Source organism: Aliiroseovarius lamellibrachiae, from assembly GCF_018599245.1.
GTDB classification, from domain to species: Bacteria; Pseudomonadota; Alphaproteobacteria; order Rhodobacterales; family Rhodobacteraceae; genus Aliiroseovarius; species Aliiroseovarius lamellibrachiae.
In genome coordinates this window covers 419,389-442,652 of the sequence record NZ_JAHEVJ010000002.1, presented here as the reverse complement: position 1 = coordinate 442,652, position 23,264 = coordinate 419,389, and the positions used below count along the sequence as shown (strand labels likewise).

Below are 23,264 nucleotides of genomic sequence, written 5' to 3'. Positions count from 1 at the left end.
ATGGACTTTTGATTACACTTCAATCAAACTAAAACTGTTGAAGTTTATTTCAATTTAACTGAAGAGAATTCAGCATGGCTCTGAAAATCGGAATGCTCCGTGGATTTGCGACCGTGGCGCGCAATGGCAATCTTAGTGATGCCGCCGCGAGCCTCGGGCGGACACCTTCGGCGGTGTCGATGATGTTAAAGCAACTTGAAACCCACCTGGGCGAGCCGCTTTTTGAGACCGACCGCAAAAACAAACTGACCGCTTTGGGCGCCTTTGTGTTGGAGCAAGCCGAGCGCGAAATCCAACAGTTCGACAACACCGTGAAAGCGATTGAAGGCTTTGCCAATGCCACACATGGGCATGTGCGCATCGCCACGGTTCCATCGGTGGCCGGCACAGTCATTCCGCAAGTATTCTCTCGTTATATCAACGAATTCGATAATGTTGACATTGAGATTAGGGACATGGATTCCAGCTCTATCCTGCACGAATTGTCCCGTGATCGCATTGACATCGGCATCGCAACTTTGGGCGAAAACAGTGTCGGTTTTCACAGCCAGCTGCTGCTGTCAGATACCTTTGGCGTGGTCTGTTCCCCAGCGCATCCTCTGGCACAGACGAAAGGTCCCATCCAGTGGGCCGCCCTCGAAGGACACCGCCTGATTGCCAATAGCCTATCAGCAGGGATCAAGGCCCCGGCCTCGCAAAACCTGCATGCAAAGGCGCTGTTATCAGCCCACAATCTAACCTCACTGCTGGCCATGGTGCGGGCTGATATTGGGGTTACTATTTTGCCGAAAATGGCAGCATGGGCGACAACGCCACCCGATTTGGTGTTCAAACCCTTGGCGGATGAACAGATTCGGCGCCAAGTCCACCTCCTGCGCAAAGCCGATTCCGCTTTGTCGCCCGCTGCTCGGTTGTTGGAAAAGCACATCCTTGAGACCGCAGCTTCCATGATGAAACGAGATGCAGCATGACCCAGACAGATCGCGCACCAATCACGCTTGGTATTCTTGTGTTTCCGGGCTTCCCGATGGCCTGTTTGACGTCCTGTATTGAACCTTTGCGGGCGGCCAATGAAATATCAGGAACCGAGACGTTTCGTTGGACAGTGGTTGCCGAAGGCGACGCCCCTGTGCCCTCGTCCGCCGGGGTTACATTTGCCCCCAACACCAAATTGTCCGAGGTCGAGGGGTTGGATTATTTGTTCTTCGCCGCAAGCCCAAATGGCCGGTTTGAGGACCCCTCCCGCGCCAATGCCGCATTGCAACGGATCTTGCGGGCAAAAGGCACTTTGGGGGCCGTCAGCGGGGGGGCCTTCCCTCTGGCGCGCACGGGATTGACGGGAAACCACCCGATGTCAGTGCATTGGTGTTACGAGGCCGCGTTTCAGGTGGAATTTCCTGACACGCCGATCCAAAGCACAGTGATTTGCGACGAGGGGCCGTTTAAAACCGTGTCCGGCGCCTCGGCGGCCTTTGATTTCATGCTGAACCTAATCGACGAACAGCTGGGCGGCGACATCATGGCCGAGGTCGCCTGTTGGTTCCAACACCCCTTCATCCGCAGCGCCGCCATGTCGCAAAAAACCCCCGCCTTCGCCACGTCGAAAAGCGAAGATCTGTTGCCGAAGCCAGTGGCGAAGGCCATTCAGAAATTTGCGGAACACATCGAAAGCCCGATCCAAATTGGCGAAGTGGCCGATGCCATTGGCGTGTCCACACGTTCGTTGGAACGTAGTTTTAAAGATGCCACCGGACAAAGCCCGCTGAAGTACTACCGGAAAATGCGGATGAACCAGGCCCGCCAATTGGTACTTTACACCAACGACACCATCACCGAGGTCGCCTATATGGTTGGCTATGCCACGCCCGGTGCATTCCTGCGCCATTACCGCGAGACCTTTGGGGTCACGCCGATCACCGACCGGCGCGCCAAAAACTCGCTTCGCGTCAAAACGGGCGACGCTTTGCCACAAAGTTAAGGTGTCAGGCGATCGACGTTGCTGCGGCGATTAAGGCGTGGTGCAGGGAATTTGCTGAGGATCGCGGGGCGATCACGGCAACTCGTTCCTCGGTCAGGCGCCAGACAAACGCCCCCACATGTTCGACCGAAGACCGGGTGACCGCACCGTTAGCCATTTGGCGAAGGGGTGCATTGCACAGCCGTTCAAAAAGATCGCAGACGGCCACGCCGGTGATATCAAACCGGCACCAGCCGTCTGTTTGCTCCACCACGGACGCACAAGGTCCAAGTGCGAGCTTCACCTCTGACGCCAGCAATTCATGACTGTCATGTTCTGCCGAGATCATCCACTGATCCGGCCCCATCCAAAAGGCAGTAAAGGGAGCGGCTTGGGAGGAAAGCCCAACGTCAGGCAACACAAGCCCCAGCTTGGCGGCTGTTGTTTCTTTGGTCAGATCTGCTTGCCCCAAACGGGCCGCAACAGACGCCATCGCCTGATCCACCACTTCGCGTATTTCAAGCCCGCCAATGGTGTCGACACGGGCGGTCACATCGCCCAACGGCGTGAGTGCTGTCAATTTATCCACGAAGCTTCTCCCCTTCTGGATCCACAAAATGCGCGCTGACGATTTCAACCAGCACCTCACTCCCCTCAAGCGGGTTCGCAAGGCGCAGGCGTTCGCCCATACGCGCAGCACCGCCTTTCACAAATGCCAAGCCAATGGCAGTGCCCAATGTGGGCGAATAGGCGGCAGAGGTGACATATCCCTGATCATGGCCGGCATCGACCGGGCCGGTGACAGCCATAAGGTGGCTGCCTGCCGGAACTGGATCTTTCGCATCCACCGGGCGCACGCCGACCAAACGCAGGGCATCCTCCGTGTTCATGCCATCCCGTTTGCTCAGCACATTGCCGATGCAATCTTTCTTGGTCGACACCATGCGCCCCAAGCCAAGGTTCAGCGCTGTGGTGGTGCCGTTCAGCTCATTTCCTGCAGCGTGGCCTTTCTCAATACGCATCACGCCCAGTGCCTCGGTGCCATATGGGGTCACGTCAAACTCTTTCCCCGCAGCCATCAGCGCACGGATCAAGCCGTCGCCATAGCGGGTGGGCACGGCGATTTCATAGGCGAGTTCACCCGAGAATGAGATACGGAAAAGGCGCGCGCGCGTCCCACCGCAAACCGTGATTTCACCGCAAGCCATAAACGGGAACGCCTCATTCGAGAGGTCAAATTCCGCATCCACCACCTTTTGCAACAGCTTGCGCGCATTGGGTCCGGCAACGGCATATTGCGCCCAAGCTTCTGTGGTTGAAATCAGTTGGACATCCAGATCAGGCCACAGGCACTGACGCGCAAATTCCATGTTGCGATAGACCGTGACCGCATTGGCGGTGGTGGTGGTGACCACAAAATGATCCTCCGCCAGTCGCGCCGCTGTACCATCATCCGCCGCAATCCCGTCTTCGCGCAACATCAAGCCATAGCGCACTTTGCCCACGGGCAGCTTTGCAAAGGCATTGGCATAGATCTTGTTCAGAAACTCCGCTGCATCCGCGCCCTGCACATCAATTTTGCCCAAGGTTGTCACGTCACAGATACCCACCGAATTGCGGGTCTGGGTCACCTCGCGGTCCACGGATTGCCGCCAGTGATCCTCGCCCGTGCGCGGGAACCATTGTGCGCGCAGCCAATTGCCCACTTCGACGAATTCTGCGCCCTGTTCCGCAGCCCATTTATGGCTGGGCGTCAGGCGTGTGGGGTGAAATTCTTTGCCCACAGCCCGGCCCGCCATCGCGCCCATGGAGACAGGGGTATAGGGGGGGCGGAAAATGGTGGTGCCAGTTTCGGGGATTGATTTCCCGGTCATCTCGGCCATCACCGCCAGCGCACCCATGTTAGAGGTTTTACCCTGATCGGTGGCCATGCCCAACGTGGTATAGCGCTTAAGATGCTCTACAGACACGAAATTCTCTTGATGCGCCAGTTTCACATCTTTGACGGTCACGTCGTTTTGCAGGTCCAGCCACGCGCGGCCTTTGCCTGCGACATGCCAGAATGGGGTCAGCTTGACGGGCGTATCATCAGCTTTCGGCAAGATCGGAATGCCCGCCGTCATGCCAAGATCCCCCAGCGCAGCAACGGCGGCTTTCGCTCCGCCTGCCAGCGCGCCATGGGTCGAAAGATCCCCCAAAGCGGCCCCCGCCACGGTCATTCCCATTGGCAAGTCATCGCCGGGCACAAACGCCGCAAGCGCGTCGTTCCACTTGGGACGACCGCGTTGGTGACAGGTCAGATGCACATTCGGGTTCCACCCCCCAGACACCGCCAGCGCCCCACAGGAAATGCTGCGCATTTCGCCAGAGGCCAGACGCAATGTGACCTCTGTCAGGCCAAGCCGACCCTTGCTGCCAATCACTTGCGCACCAGCCAACAGCTCGGCGCCGACAACCTTGGGGGCATCCGGGCGAATGTCGATCACAGCAGGCACGTTCACGCCCTTTGCAATCAAGTCAGCCGCAGTACGGTGACCGTCATCATTGTTGGTGAAGATCGCTATGTTCTGGTCAGGTGTTGCCGCCCAGCGATTGGCATAAGCCCGCACCGCCCCCGCCATCATCACACCGGGACGATCGTTGTTTTCAAAGGCAATGCTGCGTTCTGTCGACCCGGCACAGAGGATCGCGCGTTTGGAATAAACCCGCCACAGGATTTGGCGCGGTTTCCCGGCGGCTGGGGTCGCGATGTGATCGGCAACACGCTCCAACACGCCATAAACACCGTGATCATAGGCGCCAAACACCGTGCTGCGTGTCATCAGCCGCACATTGTCCATTGACGCCAATTCAGCCACGGCAGTCGCCGCCCATTCCGCACCGGGCATGTCGCCCAGATGATGGGTTTCGGCATTCAAACGTCCGCCCATGCGGAAATCTTCGTCGGCCAAAACGACCTGAGCACCAGCACGACCGGCGGTCAGGGCCGCCATCAGCCCAGCAGGCCCCGCACCGATGATCAACACATCACAATGCAGGAACCCTTTGTCATAAAGGTCCGGGTCACCCTCACCTGTCAAGCTGCCCAATCCGGCGGCATTGCGGATAATAGGCTCGTAAATCTTTTCCCAAAACGCTTTGGGCCACATGAAGGTTTTGTAATAAAAACCGGCCGTTAGAAAGTTTGAGAACCGATCATTGATCGCCAACATATCATGTTTCAGCGACGGCCAGCGGTTTTGTGAGTTTGCCTCAAACCCATCATAAAGCTCCGCCACCGTGGCGCGGGTATTGGGCTCTTGCCGTCCACCGGATCGCAGCTCCACCAGCGCGTTTGGTTCCTCGCTGCCGGCCGTCACAACGCCACGCGGGCGGTGATATTTGAACGACCGCCCCATCAGGCGCACCCCATTTGCCAAAAGGGCCGAGGCCAGCGTATCGCCCGCAAACCCCTTATAAGACGTGCCATCAAAACTGAAATTTAGCGGCTTGGATTGGTCAATCAACCCACCGGTTAGACGGTTCATTTGGGTCATGCCACTTGCGCCTCTTCGCGCCCTGTTGACCGGCCATTGGCGCGCGCCACATCACAGGCGAGTTCCACACTGGAAATCTTATGGGTCACGGTGTTTCGGGTCACAACCAACCACGACCGATCGCCCTGTTCGTGAAACCACAATTCGCGGTGTTCCCCGGCTGGATTGTCGCGCAGATGCAGATAATCATGAAAGTCCCGCAGGGCATTTTCCGACAACCAGTATGGGCGATTGATCAGCGTGGCGTCACCAAGATAGGTAAACTCTTGCGCATCACGAGGGCCAAGCAGGGGGTGGTTGATGATCATAGTCTCAGTCCTTCATGCGCGATTTTGGCGCGATCAATGCAGATGTGTCAGTCTGGTCAGTCAGTGCAAATTGGGCTGGGCGCCCATGCCTTTTTCGTCGATCATATTGCCGGTCATAAACCGGTCCAGGCGATAGGCTTTGGCGGTGTCATGCGGGCGGTCTGTTTTCAAAAGATGCGCAAAACAATAGCCCGCCGCCGGGGTTGCTTTGAACCCGCCGTAACACCACCCCCCGTTGAAATAGAGCCCGTCAATGTGGGTCTTGTCGATAAAGGGGGATCCATCCATCGACATATCCATAATGCCGCCCCAACCGCGCAACAGGCGCGCGCGTCCGAGGCCGGGGATCAGCGACATGCCGCCCGAAATTACATCTTCAACGACCGGTAAATTGCCGCGTTGCGCATAGGAATTATAGCCGTCGATATCGCCCCCAAAGACCAAGCCGCCTTTGTCCGACTGGCTGCAATAGAAATGCCCAGCGCCATAGGTGATTACTCCGGGAATTATCGGCTTCAACCCCTCGGAGACAAAGGCCTGCAGGACGTGACTTTCAATCGGCAGGCGCATGCCAGCCTGCGCCATCACACGGCCAGAGGACCCCGCCACGGACACGCCAACCTTACGCGCTTTGATGTAACCGCGTGAGGTGTCGACCCCAAGCACGCGACCCTCTTCAATCCGGAACCCGGTGACTTCGCAGTTTTGGATGATGTCCACGCCGCGCCGGTCCGCGCCGCGCGCATAGCCCCAGGCCACCGCATCGTGGCGCACTGTGCCGCCGCGCCGATGCAAAAGCCCGCCTTTGATTGGAAACCGCGCGTTGTCAAAGTTCAGGAACGGATACATCTTGCGCACCCCGTCCACACCCAAAAGCTCTGCGTCAGATCCGTTCAGGATCATCGCATTCCCGCGCCTGCGCGCCGCATCACGTTGCGCGTCAGAATGCACAAGGTTCAGGATCCCGCGCTGGCTGACCATCGCGTTATAGTTCAGATCCTGTTCGAGGTTTTCCCAAAGTTTCAGCGAAAACTCATAAAACGGCTCATTACCATCCAGCAGATAGTTTGACCGGATAATCGTGGTGTTACGCCCCACATTCCCGCCGCCAATCCAGCCCTTTTCCAGTACCGCAATCCGCGCTCCGCCGAACTCTTTCGCCAGATAATAGGCCGTGGCCAGCCCGTGCCCGCCCCCGCCGATGATCACATAATCATACGCGTCTTGCGGGGAAGCATCACGCCATTGTGGCCCCCAGCCCTTATGGCCGGTCAGCGCCTCTTTGATCAGTCTCAGACCTGAATAACCCATATTGGCTCCTGTCAGTTACCAACAGTAAAGCCGAATCTGCTTCAAAATGACGATGTTCATTTCGGACGAAAACACGTCCAATTTCGACAAGCTCTGGTTCGTCTTGGCTGATTTCAACGATCAGAGCGCGCAGGAGGGCTGGACGCGGGGCCCCCGCCGTCGCGCGAAACAGTGGCCGTCACAATCAAACCCGGATCCGCATTGGCGAAACTTAATGACCCGCCATGCAATTCGATGATTTCTGACGCAATCGACAGGCCAAGCCCGATGCCGCGTTGGGTTTGGGAAACATGCCCGCGAACAAACGGCAAAAGCATCCGATCGATCTGGTCGGGTTCAATACCAGGACCAAAATCATGAATGCTCACCTCTAGTGTATTTGTCGATTTTGGCCGCACTTCGACACAGGCGCGATCGCCGTATTTCAAAGCGTTGTCGATCAGGTTGGAAAATGCCCGGCGCAATTTATCAGGCTGACCTTCCATGATGCATTCCGCGCCTCCTTTCACCACCACATGTTCGGAGGTGGCGAAGATCGACGAGGCCGAATTCAGATCTATCTCTTCAGGGTTTGTAAAATTCACCCGTTTGCCCACGTCGCGGTAATCGTTGATAAGGCTTTCAAGCAGCGCAACCAAAGAAAAGCGATAGGTTTCTTCGGGCAGTTCACGAATGCTGAGCAGGTCCAGCGCGCCGTCCACGATGTTGGTGATTTCATCCAAATCCGCCTCAAACCGGCCGCGCACGGCGTCATCCTCAAGCAGCTCTGTGCGCAAACGCATTCGGGTGGCCGGGGTTCGGAGATCATGAGAGATCGCCGCCAACCCACGAGTTTTGCGATCTTGTTCAAGCTGAAACCGTTCATTCAGGCGTCGCATCCGGTCCGCAATCAGCACCGCTTCGGTCGATGCCAATTCGCCAAGGTTTTCGGGCGTTCGACCCCGTTCTGCCAAGCGCTGGAACGGCCCTGCCAGATTGGTTGACAGGGGGATAATCACGGAAAGTCCGATGGCGAAAATGGCGAGACCAATCAAGACGCTTCGCGTTTGCCCCAGACGGTCGCGCCACACGCTTGGGGCTTTGATGCTCAACACCTCACCAGAGGGTAAGAAGATGGTCAGCTGTGCCGATTGGTCTTGCCGTGCGATGCCGCGAGCAAGTTCAGACAGGCGGGCGGTGGCCGATTGATCACGCTGGCTCGCGCGCAGCGCTTCGGGCAGTTGCGGTCGCGCAGAAAAGGAGATTGCAGCCCGATACCGGTCGCCATCCAGCTCCAGTATCAAGGGGATGGATTGCGCGGAGAGCGCCCTTGGCAACCCCTCTGTCTGGCGCACCTCAAAGGGGCCGGTACGATATTCAATGACATCGGGTTCTTCCAGCAACGTACCCCGCCGGATGATTTGATGCAAAATCTCGCCCGAGGTTTCGGCCACGGCCAAGGCGTTGCTGCGTTGGTAAAGGCTTTGCACCGTCCATGCGGTGATCACTGTGCCAAACAGATAGGCAGCCACGACAAGCATCGGCAGGCGTTGGGAAAGCGATGCAGGCAGTGTATGCAATAGACGATAAAAAACTGCTGTCATCCGTCAATCCAGCTCGTCCATATCAGCGCAAAACTGATACCCGCGATTTCGGACGGTTCTGATAAAGTCTGCATTCCGGTCCATTCCAACCATTTTTTTCCGCAACCGACTGATCAAGATATCCACCCGGCGATCTTCTGGGCCCAGTTCCACACCAATAATTGTTCGCCCAATGTCATCCCGGCTGACCGGATCGGGCGAGGCCGACACAAGCATTGCGATCAATTGATATTCCGTTGAGCTAAGCGGGACATGCATCTTGTTTGGGCTGTGAAGCTTTTGATTTGTACGATCCAGAAGCCATCCCCCAAAGGTGATTTTACCGCTGTTGCGCGGACGCGCACCGCCGCCACTGCGCCGCAAAAGCGCCTTCATGCGCGCCAGTAATTCACGCGGGCTAAAGGGTTTTTCCAAATAGTCATCCGCCCCCAGCTCGATGCCATAGATCCGCTTTGCATCCCCTTTTTCCGCAGACAGGATGATCAATGGCACGTCCGAAGTTTCGCGCACCCACCGACAAAACCCCAACCCATCCATGCCCGGCAACATAATGTCCACAATGAACAAATCAAAACCATCGGGCGGATGATTTTGTGCCGCTTCGGCTGAGTTTGACACCAGACATTCATAATCGCGACGTTCTAAATAGGTCGACAAAAGTGTCGAGATTTCAGTGTCATCTTCGATGATGTGAACACGGGACAAATGTGCAATTCCTCATTTCAACAAGGGCGGTTTCTTCGGGCAACCCACAGTCAACACTAGCATTCTTGCCCTGAGCTGTCCGATACTGAGCAAACCTCGTTACAAAACGCAACATTTCACCGGATTGGCGTGTCGGGTTTTAGACGTACGTTTAGGTAGGCTTTCAAATTGCCGATTGTTGATTCTGGGAGGAACACATGAAAACGATTTCACTTTCGCTCGTCAGCGCCCTTGCGCTTTCCGCCACCTTTATGGCCACACCGTCGCTGGCAAATCCAAAGGCAGAGGTTTTACACTATTGGACATCTGGTGGTGAGGCCGCAGCGGTCAAATCCCTGCAAGAAGCTTTTGCCGCGCGTGGCGGTGAATGGGTTGATGCCCCCGTTGCAGGCGGCGGCGGTGACGCCCAGGCCGCCGTGCTGCGTGCACGCGTTTTGGCAGGTGACCCACCCGCTGCCGTTCAAATCAAAGGTCCAAACATTCAGGAATGGGCCGAGGCAGGCGCTTTGGCGGATCTGTCCAGTGTGGCAAGCGCCCAAAACTGGGACGCGGTTCTGCCCGCCGCCATTCAGGACATCGTGAAATACGAAGGCAACTATGTTGCGGTTCCGGTGAACGTACACCGCGTGGACTGGATCTGGGCCAACCCAGAAGTTCTGGCGAAAGTCGGCGCAACAGTTCCCACAACTTGGGACGAATTCAACGCAACCGCCGACAAGCTCTTGGCGGCTGGCATCATTCCACTGGCCCATGGCGGTCAGCCTTGGCAGGACGCAACCGTGTTTGAAACCGTTGTGCTTGGCATTGGCGGTGTAGACTTCTATCGCAAAGCGCTGGTTGATCTGGACATGGACGCTTTGGGATCAGACACAATGGTCAAAGTCTTTGACCAGATGCGCAAAATGCGCGGTTATGTGGACCCCGATTTCCCGGGCCGCGACTGGAACCTCGCCACCGCAATGGTGATGCGCGGCGAAGCTGCGATGCAAATCATGGGGGATTGGGCAAAAGGCGAGTTTGCCGCCGCTGGCAAGGTGCCGGGCAAAGATTACATCTGCGCCTCAACCCCATCTGAAAACGGTTACCTTTTGAACTCTGACAGCTTTGCGATGTTTGAAGTGTCCGGCGAAGACAACAAACAGGGACAGGCCCTGTTGGCTGAACTGATCTTGGGCACAGAGTTCCAAGAGACCTTCAACCTTCTCAAAGGTTCGATCCCTGCGCGCACAGACGTTCCGCGCGGCAAGTTTGACGATTGCGCCATCAAATCCATGGACGACATGGTGTCCGCTGCCGAAGGTGGCACGCTTTTGGGCTCCATGGCGCATGAGATTGCCCAGTCTGGCGCCGTGCGTGGTGCCTTTATTGACGTGGCAACCGCCCACTTCAATTCGGACATGTCCTCAGAAGAAGCTGTAAGCAAACTGGTCGACGCCATCAAACTGGCTCAGTAACCTTTCTCCCAAGACCGTGGCCCGCGATATGGTGGGCCACGGTCAATTGTTTGCCACACGCAAGCCCCTGTTTGCCCGCCCTGATCACCAGGAGGAGTTCACATCGTGACCCGCCCCCCCCTAAAACTGACCGATAGAATTGCCCGCGCGCTGCCACAAATTGTCGTGGCCCCAAGCTTCGCCGCAATCCTGTTTTTCGTTTATGGATTCATCATTTGGACCGGTTACATCTCGTTGACCAAATCCAAGATGTTGCCCAACTATAACCTGATCGGATTTCGCCCATACGAGCGGCTTTTCCAGATGGACCGCTGGTCGGTCGCCTTGGAAAACCTGTTTGTCTTCGGCTTTCTGTTCATTTTCGCCGCAATTGTCATCGGCTGTTTGCTGGCCATTCTGCTCGATCAAAAAATCCGTGCCGAGGGATTCATCCGCACGATTTACCTTTACCCAATGGCGATCTCATTCATCATCACGGGGACCGCGTGGAAATGGATCATGAACCCCTCGCTGGGTCTTGAAACTGTGGTGCGCGGCTGGGGATGGGAAAGCTTTTCTTTCGGCTGGACCAACTCGGAAACCATGGCGGTTTATGCCCTTGTCATGGCCGCCGTCTGGCAAAGCGCCGGGTTTGTGATGGCGTTGTTTCTGTCTGCGCTTCGCAGCGTGGATCAGGACATTATCAAAGCCGCCAGCCTGGATGGCGCGTCGCCCTGGCGGATCTATATCCGGATCATCCTGCCGTCGATGCGCCCTGTGTTCATGAGCGCGGTTGTCATCCTTGCCCATCTCGCGATCAAGAGCTTCGACCTTGTTGTCGCACTCACAGGGGGTGGCCCGGGCTATGCCTCAACGCTGCCGGCGAACTTCATGTATGAAATGACCTTCCGCCGGAATGAAATCGGCGTTGGTGCCGCCTCTGCCATGGTCATGTTGGCCACCGTTGCCGCGATCATGGTGCCTTATCTTTATTCCGAACTGCGGGGGAAGAAACATGTCTGAACAGACCACTTTTGTACCCGCCCAGACGCGATCAGCGGTCTGGATGCGGCTGCTCCTCTGGGCGGTTTTGATCGTCTTTGCGATCTGGTTCCTTTTGCCCGCTTACGTGGTGGTTGGCACCTCGTTGAAAGAGCTTGAAGAAATCCGTGGCGGGTCCTTGTTGTCCCTGCCCCATGAGTTGAACTTCTGGGCATGGAAACACGCCTGGTCCGAGGCCTGTATCGGCGTGACATGTAATGGGCTTGAGCCTTACTTCTGGAACTCGGTCAAGATGGCGATCCCCGCTGTGACCCTGTCCACCCTGCTGGGTGCGCTGACCGGCTATGCCCTGACAAAATGGCAGTTCAAAGGCGCCAACATGGTCTTTGCTCTGATCTTGTTTGGTTGTTTTGTCCCCTTTCAGGTGGTCATCCTACCGATGGCGCAAACGCTGGGGATCATTGGCATCACCAATACCGTCTATGGGTTGATCTTGGTGCATTCGGTTTACGGGCTGGCCTTTACCACGCTGTTTTTCCGCAACTATTATGTCACCATTCCGGACGAGCTGGTCCGGGCGGCCACCATTGATGGCGCGGGGTTCTTTACGATCTTTCGGCGCATCATCTTGCCGCTCTCCCCCCCAATCATCGTGGTGTCGGTGATCTGGCAATTCACCCAAATCTGGAATGACTTTCTGTTTGGCGCCAGTTTTACCACCGGTGGTGCGCAACCGATCATGGTTGCGATGAACAATCTGGTGAACACCACAACGGGCGTCAAACAGTATAACGTGGACATGGCAGCCGCCCTGATCACCGCCGCCCCCACAATTTTCGTCTATATCGTCGCGGGCCGCTATTTTGTGCGCGGACTGACCGCTGGCTCTGTCAAAGGATAAGAACATGGCTTCTCTGACAATCAAAAATGCCGTCAAACGCTATGGCTCGGTTGAGGTCCTGAAAGGCGTCGATATCGACCTGCAGGACGGCGAGTTTCTGGTGCTGCTTGGTGCCTCTGGCTGTGGGAAATCCACGCTGCTTAATATGATCGCGGGTCTGGAAACCGTGACCGAGGGTGAGATTATGATCGGCGACCGTCTGATCAACGATGTGCACCCCAAAGATCGCGACATCGCAATGGTGTTTCAATCCTATGCGCTTTACCCAAATATGACCGTCGGGCGGAACATCTCGTTTGGTTTGGAAATGCGCGGTGTTCCAAAAGCAGAGCGCGAAGTGGCGGTGCTGGAAGTGGCAAAGATGCTGCAAATGGACCACCTTTTGGACCGAAAACCCTCGCAACTGTCAGGCGGTCAGCGCCAGCGGGTTGCCATGGGGCGGGCCTTGGTGCGCCGTCCCGAAGTGTTCTTGTTTGACGAACCTCTCTCAAACCTTGATGCCAAGTTGCGCCTTGAAATGCGGACTGAAATCAAGCGGTTACATAAACGCCTGAACGCCACAATGGTTTACGTGACCCACGATCAGATCGAGGCGTTGACGCTGGCAGATCGAATTGCAATCCTGAAAGATGGCGAAGTGCAACAACTGGCGAGCCCGGCGGAAATCTATGACCAACCGGTCAATATGTTTGTCGCAGGTCTGGTGGGGTCCCCCCCCATGAACTTCATATCCTCAACGGTCACACGCACCGACACAGGCTATGGCGCTGAGATTTCTGTGCGCGCCAACGGTGGGGATCAGCCGGTGCTTCTGGACCTCTCGGATCACCCCACCGACCTTTCAGGTCATGTTGGGCGCGAAATTGTCGTGGGGCTGCGCCCAGAGGCGATCACACAATCGGGGCACAGCACGGGAAACACCACACAAAGCTTTGCCAGCGATATTGATGTGACCGAGGCCACCGGGGCAGACACGCTTTGTGTGCTGAACTGGAATGGCAAAGAGGTGATGGCCCGTGTCAGCTCTGGTTATGCGCAGATCATCGAAGGTACGATGGAGTTTGCGGTCGACATGTCGCGCGCCAGCCTGTTTGATCCGGAAACGGAAATGCGTCTGGGGTAAGCTTTCGCAGCATGAAATATGTGCGCCCGGCGCTCTGTTTAAGGATCTGAAGATGTGGAACTTGGTGGCAGATGTCGGGGGCACAAATATGCGCCTTGCCGCGATTTCAAACGCGGGATCCATCATTGACCAGCAAAGTTTTGGCAGCAAAGGTGAGGTCTCGGTGCCCGCTGCGTGTCAGGCTTTCGTCGCCCAGCACACCACGCCCCCGGCCGGGGTTGTGGTGGCCGCGGCGGGCGTCGTGAAGGATGGCGAGGTTGAGCTGACCAATGCCAAAAAACAACGGTTTTCAGAGGCTGACTTGGCCTTGGCGTCAGGCACAGACAACGTCACGATTTTGAATGATTTCGAAGCGGCGGCCTGGTCCCTTTCCACGGTAACCCCGGCGGATGTCACCCCCCTTCAGGGCGGGCAGGACATTCCAATGGGCCCGCGGTTGATCATTGGTCCTGGCACCGGGTTGGGCGTTGGATCGCTGGTCTGGGCCAACGGGCAACCCAACGTGGTGCGCGGTGAAGGCGGCCACGTCACCCTGTCCCCGCAATCGGCGCAAGAACTGGCGTATTTCCAAGCCCTCATTGAGATTTGGCCAGAGGTTCAGATCGGATCCGGCATCGCGATTGAGGCCGAGGCCATCCTGTCCGGCACAGGCATTCCAAGGTTTTACCGCGCCATCGCGAAGGTGCACAACAAACCGCAATTGACCTTAGAGGCCGAAGACGTGTTCATGGCGGCGCAGCAAGGCACGGATCCCTGCGCGCTCACAGCCATTGACCTTTTTCAAAAGTATCTCGGGATGATCGCGGGCGATTTGGGCTTGGTGATTGATGCAAAAGGTGGCGTCTTTATCACCGGTGGCGTGGCCCTGTCCAATCCTTGGCTCTTTGATGATAAATTCCTGCAAGCCTTCAACGCGGGGGGACGGCACAGTGCATGGCGCGCGGAGTTCCCGGTTTACCTTTACCAAAACCCAAACTTTGGCCTGCTGGGCGCGCGGAACTTTATTTCCAGCCGTTAGACACAGATGCCAAAGACGTAAGCAACGGCGCCGCAAACAGGCCCTCTTAGGCGCATGCGTACGTCACATGCACACAAATCAACTCGGCACCGATCGCTAGCCATTCTCAGGTGGTGTAGGGAAATGGTGGAGCCTAGCGGGGTCGAACCGCTGACCTCTTGCATGCCATGCAAGCGCTCTACCAACTGAGCTAAGGCCCCATTACATCAGCGTCATTTCAACAAGCTGATGTTGCCACCAGCGCGAAAAATCGCTCTCTGTGCGGCGGTATTTATGCAAAGGCACGTAGGGGTGCAACCCCAAAATGTGCCTTTGCAGAATTTTTATTCGTCGTCTGGTGCTGCGACATCCGCGATCTCATCCAGCGAAACATCGTCGTCCTCGTCATCGTCAAGGACGTCATCGCCCAGATCCACATCGGTATCATCATCGTCGTCTTCAAGAACCGCATCTGCATCGTCCACAAGGTCTTCTGCCATTGCGGCTTTGTCCGCTTTGTCAGCAACCATCGTGCGTGTGCCTTTGCCGGTTTCCACGCTAATCGTCTCGCCCGTATAAGGGCTGACGATCGGATTGGCGTTCAGGTCATAGAAACGTTTGCCTGTGGTTGGGCAGATACGTTTCACACCCCATTCTTCCTTGGGCATCGTTGACCCCTTTCTGTTTTCAAAACTTCGTGCGAAATCTGTCGCCAGTTGCCATAACTATCGCCAGCTGTCAAAGGCTTTTGCCATGCATGGCGCACAGGTCCGGTCTGATGGTCGGCGAGAGATATAAAGAAAGGATGTAGCCCGTGTTGGGGCAGAGGATCAAGTCACCTGAAATGATTACTTTACCCGGCACGCCGGAGGTGGAGCTTTTGGTGCGCCCATCCACACGCGCACGGCGTCTTTCGTTGCGCATTTCCCGGTTAGATGGCCGTGTCACCATGTCGGTCCCGAAAGGCACCCCCAGACGTGAGGCTGTCAAATTTGCCCAAGAGCGCGCGGACTGGATTCGCGGGCATTTGAAAGACATCCCCACGGATGTGCGACCCGGCTTTGGCGATCATGTTCCCTTTCTTGGAAAGCCCCACCAACTTGTCCCCGCAGAGACCCGCCTGGTGCGCCTTGGCGACGGGGTCATTACGCTGCCCTCTAAGGCGCCCGACAAAATCGGCCCACGGCTTATGGCGCTCTTTAAGAACGAAGCGCGGCAGCGTTTGGATCTGGCAAGTCGGCGTTATGCCGCTGAAATTGGATATGAAGTTAACCGCATCACCCTGCGCGACACGCGATCTCGCTGGGGATCCTGTAGTTCGGATGGCAATTTGATGTACTCATGGCGGCTGGTTATGGCACCCGAAGAGGTGCTGGATTATGTGGCCGCGCATGAGGTGTCTCATCTGGCGCATATGGACCATTCCGCGCGCTTCTGGGGCCAGGTCGAAGATATCTGCCCAGACTATCAGATCCACCGCAAATGGCTTCAAAAGCACGGTACCGACCTGCACCGTTATCGCTTCAGAGATTGACCCTAGGGGCTGTTTGTGATCACAGTTTACCCATGACCTCTGCCACACGCCCTCAACAAGACAAGCAAGATACCAGCGCCGCGCATGAACGCGTCTATCGCAGCTTGCGCAGCCAGATCATGCACGGTGAAATTGACCCCGGCGCCGCCCTGACCCTGCGCGGGATCGGCAAAACCTATGACGTGTCCATGACACCTGCACGCGAAGCGGTGCGGCGGTTGGCCGCCGAGGGGGCGTTGACCCTGTCCAGCTCCGGTCGCGTGACCACACCGGATCTGTCACCAGAACGCATCGAAGAACTAGCGGCCCTTCGCGCCCTTCTGGAACCGGAACTGGCCGCCCGCGCCCTCCCCCGTGCGCATCTGGCCCTTGTGGATCGCCTGCGCGCCATCAATGCGCGGGTGTCAGAGTTTGTCGCCAAGAAAGACGCCGTGGGGTATCTACGCACCAATCTGGAATTCCACCGCACGCTTTATCTGCGCGCCCATGCCCCCGCGATGCTGGCGATGGCAGAAACCGTCTGGCTTCAACTTGGCCCAACCATGCGCGTGCTTTACGCAACTCGGCACCGGTCCGATTTACAACGACATCACCGCATGATCCTCGCGGCCCTTGCGGCAGGGGACGAACCCGCCCTTCGGCTGGCGGTGCGCACGGACGTCACTCAGGGCCTAAAAATGCTGGTTGCGGATTAGCCCTCCCCCTTCCTCTTTCTAAAAATATCCTGGGGTGAATGACCTCAACAAAGTTGAGGACAGAGGGGCAAAGCCCCACCCCAAACAAAAAAGCGCGCCCAAATCGGACGCGCTTTTCTTTTGTTTGCTCTCGGCCTTACGAATGGATCGGACCGTCACCACACGCCAACGCCGCCTCACGTACCGCTTCCGAGAACGTCGGGTGGGCGTGACAGGTGCGCGCCAGATCTTCGGCGGATCCGCCAAATTCCATCAGCACGCACGCTTCGTGGATCAACTCGCCCGCCGCTGGGCCCATGATATGAACCCCCAGCACACGGTCGGTGGTCTTATCGGCTAGGATTTTCACAAAACCTTCGCCTTGGAACACGGCTTTCGCCCGGCCATTGCCCATAAAGCTGAATTTCCCAACCTTATAGTCAACGCCTTCGTCTTTCAGTTGCTCTTCGGTTTTGCCGACGGTTGCAACCTCAGGGGAGGTATAAACCACGCCCGGAATGACGTCGTAATTCACATGGCCCGCTTGGCCTGCGATGGCTTCTGCCGCCGCCATGCCTTCGTCTTCGGCTTTATGCGCCAGCATTGGCCCTTCGGTCACATCACCAATCGCCCAGATGCCGGGGATGTTGGTTTTCCAGTGATCGGTGGCAATTTGACCACGCTGGGTCATCTCGATGCCCATCGCGTCCAGTCCAAGCCCTTCGGTGTAAGGACGGCGGCCCGTGGCGACCAATACGGCATCCGCCTCAAGCATGTCCTCTTTGTCGTTTTTGCGCAGTTTATAATGCACCTTGGCTTTGGTTTTCGTGGCCTCAACCTTTTGCACAGCCGCGCCCATCACGAACTTCAGCCCCTGCTTTTTCAAGCTGCGCGCAAAGGTTTTTGACAGTTCAGCGTCCATGCCCGGTGTGACCAGATCAAGGAATTCAACCACGGTGACTTCGGACCCAAGACGCGCGTAAACCGACCCCATTTCAAGGCCGATGACACCCGCGCCGATCACAACGAGTTTCTTGGGGATCTTCGGCAGCGACAGCGCCCCGGTCGAGGTCACGACAACTTTTTCGTCCACCTCAACACCCGGAAGGGTCGATGGCTCTGATCCAGACGCGATCACGATGTTTTTCGCGGTGTGAACTTCGTCATCCACCTTGACCTGACCCGCCGCAGGGATCGACCCCCAGCCACGCAGCCAGTCGACCTTGTTTTTCTTGAAAAGAAACTCAATGCCCTTGGTGTTTTGATCAATCACACCGTCTTTATAGGCGAGCATTTCTTTCCAATCGACCGAGGGGGATTTCCCCTTCAAGCCCATCTTGGCAAAGTTATGTTCGGCTTCGTGCAGCGAATGCGAGGCGTGCAAAAGCGCTTTTGACGGGATACAGCCCACGTTCAGGCAGGTGCCGCCCAGCGTCTCGCGCCCCTCAACACAGGCGGTTTTCAGGCCCAGCTGGGCACACCGAATGGCGCATACATAGCCACCTGGACCGCCACCAATCACGATTACATCATAGTCTGCCATTTTGGCCTCCTTTGGCGTAGAGCCGCCCTATGGGTCAGCCGGACGCGCACATAAATATTCAACATCACCTTAGCAGTTGCCCACGGTGATACGGCCCCACCAAATTGGCAGGGCCGTTAAATCCGTTACAGATCCATCAAAAGGCGACGTGGATCTTCCAGCGCTTCTTTCACGCGCACAAGGAAGGTCACAGCACCTTTGCCGTCGACAATGCGGTGATCGTAGGACAGCGCCAGATACATCATCGGGCGGATGACCACTTCACCATTGATCGCCATTGGGCGGTCTTGGATTTTGTGCATGCCAAGGATGCCCGATTGTGGCGGGTTCAGGATCGGCGAGGACATCAGCGAGCCGTAGACACCACCGTTTGAGATGGTGAAGGTGCCGCCTTGCATTTCGTCCATGGTCAGTTTGCCGTCACGGGCTTTGCGGCCCTTTTCAGCAATAGCCTTTTCGATCTGCGCAAAGGACATCGCGTCCGCGTCATTGATCACAGGCACCACAAGGCCGGTCGGCGTGCCAGCCGCCACACCCATGTTCACAAAGTTCTTGTAAACGATGTCTGTGCCGTCGATTTCGGCGTTCACTTCCGGCACTTCTTTCAGCGCATGACAGCAGGCTTTGGTGAAGAACGACATGAACCCAAGGCGGGTGCCGTGCTTTTTCTCAAACTCAGCTTTGTATTCATTGCGAAGCGCCATCACCTCGGTCATGTCCACCTCGTTATAGGTGGTGAGCATGGCGGCGGTGTTTTGGCTGTCTTTCAGGCGCTTGGCGATGGTCTGACGCAGACGGGTCATTTTCACCCGCTCTTCGCGCGCAGAATTGTCCTGTGCTGCCGGGGCTGAGGCAGGCGCCGCCGCAGGGGTTGCCGCTGGTTTCGGCGCTGCTTTGGCGGCTTGCACATCATGTTTCATCACGCGTCCATCCCGACCTGTTCCGGTTACATCAGCCGAGGTCATTCCGGCCTCTGCCATCATTTTCTTCGCCGAAGGGGCATCCTCAACGTCTTTTCCTGACGTCGCAGGGGCCGCCGCCGCAGCAGGGGCCGCAGGGGCCGCAGCAGGTGTTGCCACCGCACCGGCGCCACCGATCACCGCCAGTTTGGCCGTGGCATCAACGGTGGTGCCTTCGGCCGCGATAATCTCAGTCAGCACACCCGCCGCGGGGGCAGGCACTTCGACCGACACTTTATCGGTTTCCAGCTCACACAGCATTTCGTCTGCGGCAACCGCGTCCCCGACCTTTTTGAACCATGTGGCAACGGTCGCTTCCGATACGCTTTCACCAAGGCTTGGCACCATGACATCCACGCTGTCGCTGGATGCTGCTGGGGCAGAGGCCGCCGCAGCCGGGGCCGAAGCTGGCGCCGCCGCCCCCGCGCCTTCGGAGATATTCGCGAGAAGCGCGTCGACACCAACGGTCACACCTTCTGCGGCGACAATCTCGCTCAGAACGCCGGCAGCGGGCGCGGGCACTTCGACCGTCACCTTGTCGGTTTCCAACTCGCACAGCATTTCGTCTGCTTGCACCGCGTCACCGGGTTTCTTGAACCAGGTTGCAACGGTCGCCTCGGTGACACTTTCGCCCAGGGTGGGCACTCGTACTTCGATGCTCATGGGTTATTTCCCTTCCATGTTCAGCGCGTCATCTACCAACGCGGCCTGTTGTGCTTTGTGTTGTGACGCCAGGCCCGTCGCGGGCGAGGCGGATGCTGGACGACCAGCGTAAACGGGACGCAGATGTTTTGCGCCAATCCGGGTCAACACCCATTCGATATTTGGTTCAACAAAGGTCCAGGCGCCCTGGTTCTTTGGTTCTTCCTGACACCACACCATTTCAGCGCCCTTAAACCGCTCCAGCTCTTTCACCAGCGACATCGCTGGGAAGGGATAGAACTGTTCCATACGGAGCAGGTAAATGTCGGTGATGCCGCGTTTGTCACGCTCGTCCAGCAAGTCGTAATAGACTTTGCCCGAACACATAACGACGCGTTTGATTTTGTCATCCGCCGCAAGTGTGGTGTCGGAATTGCCCTTCTGGGCGTCATCCCACAGCACACGGTGGAAGCTTGACCCCTCGGTGAAATCCTCAGCATTTGAGATGCACATCTTGTGACGCAAAAGCGATTTTGGTGTCACGAGGATCAGCGGTTTACGATATCCACGGTGCATCTGGCGACGCAGGATGTGGAAATAGTTGGCAGGTGTTGAACAGTTGGCAACGATCCAGTTGTCGCCACCACACATCTGCAAGAACCGCTCCAGACGGGCCGAGCTGTGTTCTGGTCCCTGCCCTTCATACCCATGCGGCATAAGCACAGTCAGGCCAGACATCCGCAACCATTTGCTTTCACCGGACGAAATGAACTGATCAAACATGATCTGCGCCCCATTGGCGAAATCGCCAAATTGCGCTTCCCACATCACCAGGGAATTGGGTTCAGCCAGCGTATAGCCATATTCAAACCCAAGCACCGCGTATTCCGACAGCATACTGTCGATCACTTCGTAATGCGCTTGACCCTCACGAATGTTGTTCAGCGGGTAATAGCGGTCTTCGTTGTCCTGATTGATCAGACCCGAATGGCGCTGAGAAAACGTGCCGCGCGTACAATCCTGACCGGACAAACGCACCGGGAACCCCTCGGTGAGCAATGACCCAAACGCCAGCGCCTCGGCCGTGGCCCAGTCAAACCCAGACCCGGTTTCAAACATCTTGGCCTTCGTATCCAAAAGACGCCCAACTGTTTTATGCAGCGGGAACCCTTCGGGCGCTGTCGACAATGCACGACCGACTTCGGCAAAGGTGTCTGACGCAATCGCAGTCTGACCGCGCTGATATTCCTCGGCTTTTTTGTCCAGATGTGACCAACGCCCATCCAGCCAATCCGCCTTGTTTGGTTTGAATTCCTTGCCGGCTTCAAACTCTTCATTCATGCGCGCCTGGAACGACGCTTTCATGTCTTCGATCTCACCCGACGGGATCAGCCCCTCGGCCACCAATCGGTCGGTGTAAAGCTGAAGCGTGGTCTTTTGCTTTTTGATCTTTTTGTACATCACCGGGTTGGTGAACATGGGCTCGTCGCCCTCGTTGTGACCAAAACGGCGGTAGCAGAAGATATCAAGCACAACATCCCGGTGGAATTTCTGACGGAATTCCGTGGCCACTTTTGCCGCATGAACCACAGCTTCGGGGTCATCGCCATTCACATGGAAAATTGGCGCCTCGACCATCAAGGCAATATCTGTTGGATAGGGGCTTGAGCGCGAGAAATGCGGCGCGGTTGTAAAGCCGATTTGGTTGTTGACCACGATGTGCATCGTGCCGCCAGTTTTGTGACCGACAAGACCCGACAGGCCAAAACATTCCGCCACAACACCTTGACCCGCAAAGGCCGCGTCACCGTGCAACAGGACCGGCAGAACCTGTGTCCGCTCCGTGTCGTTCAACTGCTCTTGCTTGGCACGCGCTTTGCCCAGAACCACCGGGTTCACCGCCTCAAGATGCGAGGGGTTGGCAGTCAGCGACAGGTGAACAGTATTGCCATCAAATTCGCGATCCGAACTGGCGCCTAGGTGATATTTCACGTCACCCGACCCATCCACGCTTTCGGGCTTATAACTTCCGCCCTGAAATTCGTTGAAGATCGCCTTATAGGGTTTTTGCATCACATTGGCCAAGACCGACAAACGGCCCCGGTGTGGCATGCCGATAATCACGTCTTTTACGCCCAGCGCTCCACCACGTTTGATGATTTGCTCCATCGCCGGGATCAGGCTTTCGCCGCCATCCAGACCAAAACGCTTGGTGCCCATGTATTTGACATGAAGGAATTTTTCAAAGCCCTCAGCCTCAACCAGCTTGTTCAGGATCGCCCGGCGCCCTTCACGGGTGAAGGCGATTTCCTTGCCCAACCCTTCGATCCGCTCTTTCAGCCAAGCGCTCTCTTCCGGGTTGGAAATATGCATGTATTGCAGCGCAAAAGTGCCGCAATAGGTCCGTTTCACGATCTCAACAATTTGACGCATCGAGGCAATCTCAAGCCCCAGTACATTGTCGATGAAAATCGGCCGGTCCATGTCGGCCTCAGAAAACCCGTAAGACGCAGGGTTCAATTCAGGATGTTTGGATCCTTCGCGCATGCCCAGCGGGTCAAGATCAGCGGCCAAATGGCCCCGGATCCGGTAGGCACGGATGATCATCAGCGCGCGGATACTGTCCAGCACGGCCTGTTTGATCGCCTGATCGGAAACCTCAACACCTTTGGCGGCGGCCTTCTCGGCAATCTTTTTGCCAGCGGCCTTACCCTCTTTGGTCGTGTCCTCATCGGGCCACATACCGTCCAGAGAATGCACCAAATCGCCGGTTGGGGTCGGCGGCCAATCAGCGCGCGCCCAACTGGGGCCTTCGGCCTCGGCGATGGCGTCACTGCCTGCGTCGCCCATTTCGGCAAAAAACGCAGCCCAGGCTGCGTTGACCGCCGAAGGGTCTTTGGCATATTGTGCATAAAGCTGTTCAAGGTACTCGGCGTTATGGCCTTGCATAAAGCTTGATGCGTGAAAGCTGTCGTTGGGGCTCTGATCCGTCATGCGCGTCGGTCTCAACTGAAATGGGAATGCGCGCGCCCAGACCATACCGGGCGCGCGCGATT

19 protein-coding genes and 1 tRNA gene are annotated in these 23,264 nt (G+C 56.8%); 9 read left to right on the top strand and 11 right to left on the bottom strand.

What is annotated here, in order from left to right:
- Positions 1-74 precede the first annotated feature (74 nt).
- Complete coding sequence (locus KKW20_RS05570; protein WP_214566858.1) at positions 75-971, top strand: LysR family transcriptional regulator; 897 nt, start codon at positions 75-77, stop codon at positions 969-971.
- On the top strand, positions 968-1,978 hold the full coding sequence (locus tag KKW20_RS05565) for a GlxA family transcriptional regulator (RefSeq protein ID WP_214566857.1): 1,011 nt from the start codon (positions 968-970) through the stop codon (positions 1,976-1,978). Before KKW20_RS05570 ends, KKW20_RS05565 begins: the two co-directional genes overlap by 4 nt.
- Before the next feature lie 4 nt (positions 1,979-1,982).
- Here the strand turns inward: KKW20_RS05565 and KKW20_RS05560 are convergent, their stop codons facing one another.
- The 6 genes from KKW20_RS05560 to KKW20_RS05535 form a co-directional block, all read right to left on the bottom strand.
- Positions 1,983-2,546 (bottom strand): sarcosine oxidase subunit gamma, encoded by a 564-nt coding sequence (locus tag KKW20_RS05560; protein ID WP_214566856.1) that lies wholly within the window; start codon positions 2,544-2,546, stop codon positions 1,983-1,985.
- Entirely contained in the window at positions 2,539-5,493 is a 2,955-nt protein-coding gene (locus KKW20_RS05555) for a sarcosine oxidase subunit alpha family protein (protein ID WP_214566854.1), read from the bottom strand. Before KKW20_RS05555 ends, KKW20_RS05560 begins: the two co-directional genes overlap by 8 nt.
- Positions 5,490-5,801 (bottom strand): sarcosine oxidase subunit delta, encoded by a 312-nt coding sequence (locus KKW20_RS05550; protein ID WP_214566852.1) that lies wholly within the window; start codon positions 5,799-5,801, stop codon positions 5,490-5,492. The genes KKW20_RS05555 and KKW20_RS05550 overlap by 4 nt, the downstream gene beginning before the upstream one ends.
- A gap of 60 nt (positions 5,802-5,861) precedes the next feature.
- Positions 5,862-7,112, bottom strand: a complete 1,251-nt coding sequence (locus KKW20_RS05545) for a sarcosine oxidase subunit beta family protein (protein WP_214566850.1) — start codon at positions 7,110-7,112, stop codon at positions 5,862-5,864.
- A gap of 113 nt (positions 7,113-7,225) precedes the next feature.
- Positions 7,226-8,695 (bottom strand): sensor histidine kinase, encoded by a 1,470-nt coding sequence (locus tag KKW20_RS05540; protein ID WP_214566848.1) that lies wholly within the window; start codon positions 8,693-8,695, stop codon positions 7,226-7,228.
- A 3-nt stretch (positions 8,696-8,698) separates the two neighbouring features.
- Positions 8,699-9,400: a response regulator transcription factor gene (locus KKW20_RS05535; RefSeq protein ID WP_214566846.1), complete on the bottom strand. Its 702-nt coding sequence runs from the start codon at positions 9,398-9,400 to the stop codon at positions 8,699-8,701.
- A 197-nt stretch (positions 9,401-9,597) separates the two neighbouring features.
- Here KKW20_RS05535 and KKW20_RS05530 point away from each other — a divergent pair, with 197 nt between their 5' ends.
- The 5 genes from KKW20_RS05530 (at position 9,598) to KKW20_RS05510 (ending at position 14,877) form a co-directional block, all read left to right on the top strand.
- On the top strand, positions 9,598-10,854 hold the full coding sequence (locus tag KKW20_RS05530; RefSeq protein ID WP_214566844.1) for an ABC transporter substrate-binding protein: 1,257 nt from the start codon (positions 9,598-9,600) through the stop codon (positions 10,852-10,854).
- Positions 10,855-10,980: 126 nt separating this feature from the next.
- Positions 10,981-11,856 carry a carbohydrate ABC transporter permease gene (locus tag KKW20_RS05525; RefSeq protein ID WP_214566937.1) on the top strand — a complete coding sequence of 292 codons (876 nt, stop codon included), beginning with the start codon at positions 10,981-10,983 and terminating at the stop codon, positions 11,854-11,856.
- Positions 11,849-12,736, top strand: coding sequence for a carbohydrate ABC transporter permease (locus KKW20_RS05520; protein WP_214566842.1), 888 nt, complete (start codon positions 11,849-11,851; stop codon positions 12,734-12,736). Before KKW20_RS05525 ends, KKW20_RS05520 begins: the two co-directional genes overlap by 8 nt.
- Before the next feature lie 4 nt (positions 12,737-12,740).
- Positions 12,741-13,859 carry an ABC transporter ATP-binding protein gene (locus tag KKW20_RS05515; protein WP_214566840.1) on the top strand — a complete coding sequence of 373 codons (1,119 nt, stop codon included), beginning with the start codon at positions 12,741-12,743 and terminating at the stop codon, positions 13,857-13,859.
- A gap of 52 nt (positions 13,860-13,911) precedes the next feature.
- On the top strand, positions 13,912-14,877 hold the full coding sequence (locus tag KKW20_RS05510; protein WP_214566838.1) for a glucokinase: 966 nt from the start codon (positions 13,912-13,914) through the stop codon (positions 14,875-14,877).
- Positions 14,878-15,001: 124 nt separating this feature from the next.
- Here the strand turns inward: KKW20_RS05510 and KKW20_RS05505 are convergent.
- A tRNA-Ala gene (locus tag KKW20_RS05505) sits at positions 15,002-15,077 on the bottom strand.
- Positions 15,078-15,200: 123 nt separating this feature from the next.
- Positions 15,201-15,524, bottom strand: a complete 324-nt coding sequence (locus KKW20_RS05500; RefSeq protein ID WP_214566836.1) for a TIGR02300 family protein — start codon at positions 15,522-15,524, stop codon at positions 15,201-15,203.
- A 176-nt stretch (positions 15,525-15,700) separates the two neighbouring features.
- Here KKW20_RS05500 and KKW20_RS05495 point away from each other — a divergent pair, with 176 nt between their 5' ends.
- Complete coding sequence (locus tag KKW20_RS05495) at positions 15,701-16,390, top strand: M48 family metallopeptidase (protein WP_214566835.1); 690 nt, start codon at positions 15,701-15,703, stop codon at positions 16,388-16,390.
- Positions 16,391-16,422: 32 nt separating this feature from the next.
- Positions 16,423-17,085, top strand: coding sequence for a GntR family transcriptional regulator (locus KKW20_RS05490; protein ID WP_214566833.1), 663 nt, complete (start codon positions 16,423-16,425; stop codon positions 17,083-17,085).
- Positions 17,086-17,221: 136 nt separating this feature from the next.
- Here the strand turns inward: KKW20_RS05490 and lpdA are convergent, their stop codons facing one another.
- The 3 genes from lpdA to KKW20_RS05475 all read right to left on the bottom strand — a co-directional run bounded on the left by lpdA (position 17,222) and on the right by KKW20_RS05475 (position 23,202).
- A complete protein-coding gene (gene lpdA / locus KKW20_RS05485; RefSeq protein ID WP_214566831.1) occupies positions 17,222-18,607 on the bottom strand; it encodes a dihydrolipoyl dehydrogenase in 1,386 nt (461 codons plus the stop codon).
- Between the two features lie 125 nt (positions 18,608-18,732).
- Positions 18,733-20,229, bottom strand: coding sequence for a 2-oxoglutarate dehydrogenase complex dihydrolipoyllysine-residue succinyltransferase (gene odhB / locus KKW20_RS05480; RefSeq protein ID WP_214566829.1), 1,497 nt, complete (start codon positions 20,227-20,229; stop codon positions 18,733-18,735).
- A 3-nt stretch (positions 20,230-20,232) separates the two neighbouring features.
- Entirely contained in the window at positions 20,233-23,202 is a 2,970-nt protein-coding gene (locus tag KKW20_RS05475) for a 2-oxoglutarate dehydrogenase E1 component (protein ID WP_214566827.1), read from the bottom strand.
- Positions 23,203-23,264: the final 62 nt, after the last annotated feature.

Bases quoted from the DNA above. Each gene is read 5' to 3' on its own strand.
- KKW20_RS05555 (WP_214566854.1), bottom strand. From the start codon at position 5,493: ATGACCCAAATGAACCGTCTAACCGGTGGGTTGATTGACCAATCCAAG.
- KKW20_RS05515 (WP_214566840.1), top strand. From the start codon at position 12,741: ATGGCTTCTCTGACAATCAAAAATGCCGTCAAACGCTATGGCTCGGTT.
- KKW20_RS05490 (WP_214566833.1), top strand. From the start codon at position 16,423: ATGACCTCTGCCACACGCCCTCAACAAGACAAGCAAGATACCAGCGCC.
- KKW20_RS05500 (WP_214566836.1), bottom strand. From the start codon at position 15,524: ATGCCCAAGGAAGAATGGGGTGTGAAACGTATCTGCCCAACCACAGGC.
- KKW20_RS05545 (WP_214566850.1), bottom strand. From the start codon at position 7,112: ATGGGTTATTCAGGTCTGAGACTGATCAAAGAGGCGCTGACCGGCCAT.
- KKW20_RS05510 (WP_214566838.1), top strand. From the start codon at position 13,912: ATGTGGAACTTGGTGGCAGATGTCGGGGGCACAAATATGCGCCTTGCC.
- KKW20_RS05520 (WP_214566842.1), top strand. From the start codon at position 11,849: ATGTCTGAACAGACCACTTTTGTACCCGCCCAGACGCGATCAGCGGTC.
- KKW20_RS05550 (WP_214566852.1), bottom strand. From the start codon at position 5,801: ATGATCATCAACCACCCCCTGCTTGGCCCTCGTGATGCGCAAGAGTTT.
- KKW20_RS05570 (WP_214566858.1), top strand. From the start codon at position 75: ATGGCTCTGAAAATCGGAATGCTCCGTGGATTTGCGACCGTGGCGCGC.
- KKW20_RS05540 (WP_214566848.1), bottom strand. From the start codon at position 8,695: ATGACAGCAGTTTTTTATCGTCTATTGCATACACTGCCTGCATCGCTT.
- KKW20_RS05475 (WP_214566827.1), bottom strand. From the start codon at position 23,202: ATGACGGATCAGAGCCCCAACGACAGCTTTCACGCATCAAGCTTTATG.
- lpdA (WP_214566831.1), bottom strand. From the start codon at position 18,607: ATGGCAGACTATGATGTAATCGTGATTGGTGGCGGTCCAGGTGGCTAT.
- KKW20_RS05530 (WP_214566844.1), top strand. From the start codon at position 9,598: ATGAAAACGATTTCACTTTCGCTCGTCAGCGCCCTTGCGCTTTCCGCC.
- KKW20_RS05565 (WP_214566857.1), top strand. From the start codon at position 968: ATGACCCAGACAGATCGCGCACCAATCACGCTTGGTATTCTTGTGTTT.
- KKW20_RS05495 (WP_214566835.1), top strand. From the start codon at position 15,701: ATGATTACTTTACCCGGCACGCCGGAGGTGGAGCTTTTGGTGCGCCCA.
- odhB (WP_214566829.1), bottom strand. From the start codon at position 20,229: ATGAGCATCGAAGTACGAGTGCCCACCCTGGGCGAAAGTGTCACCGAG.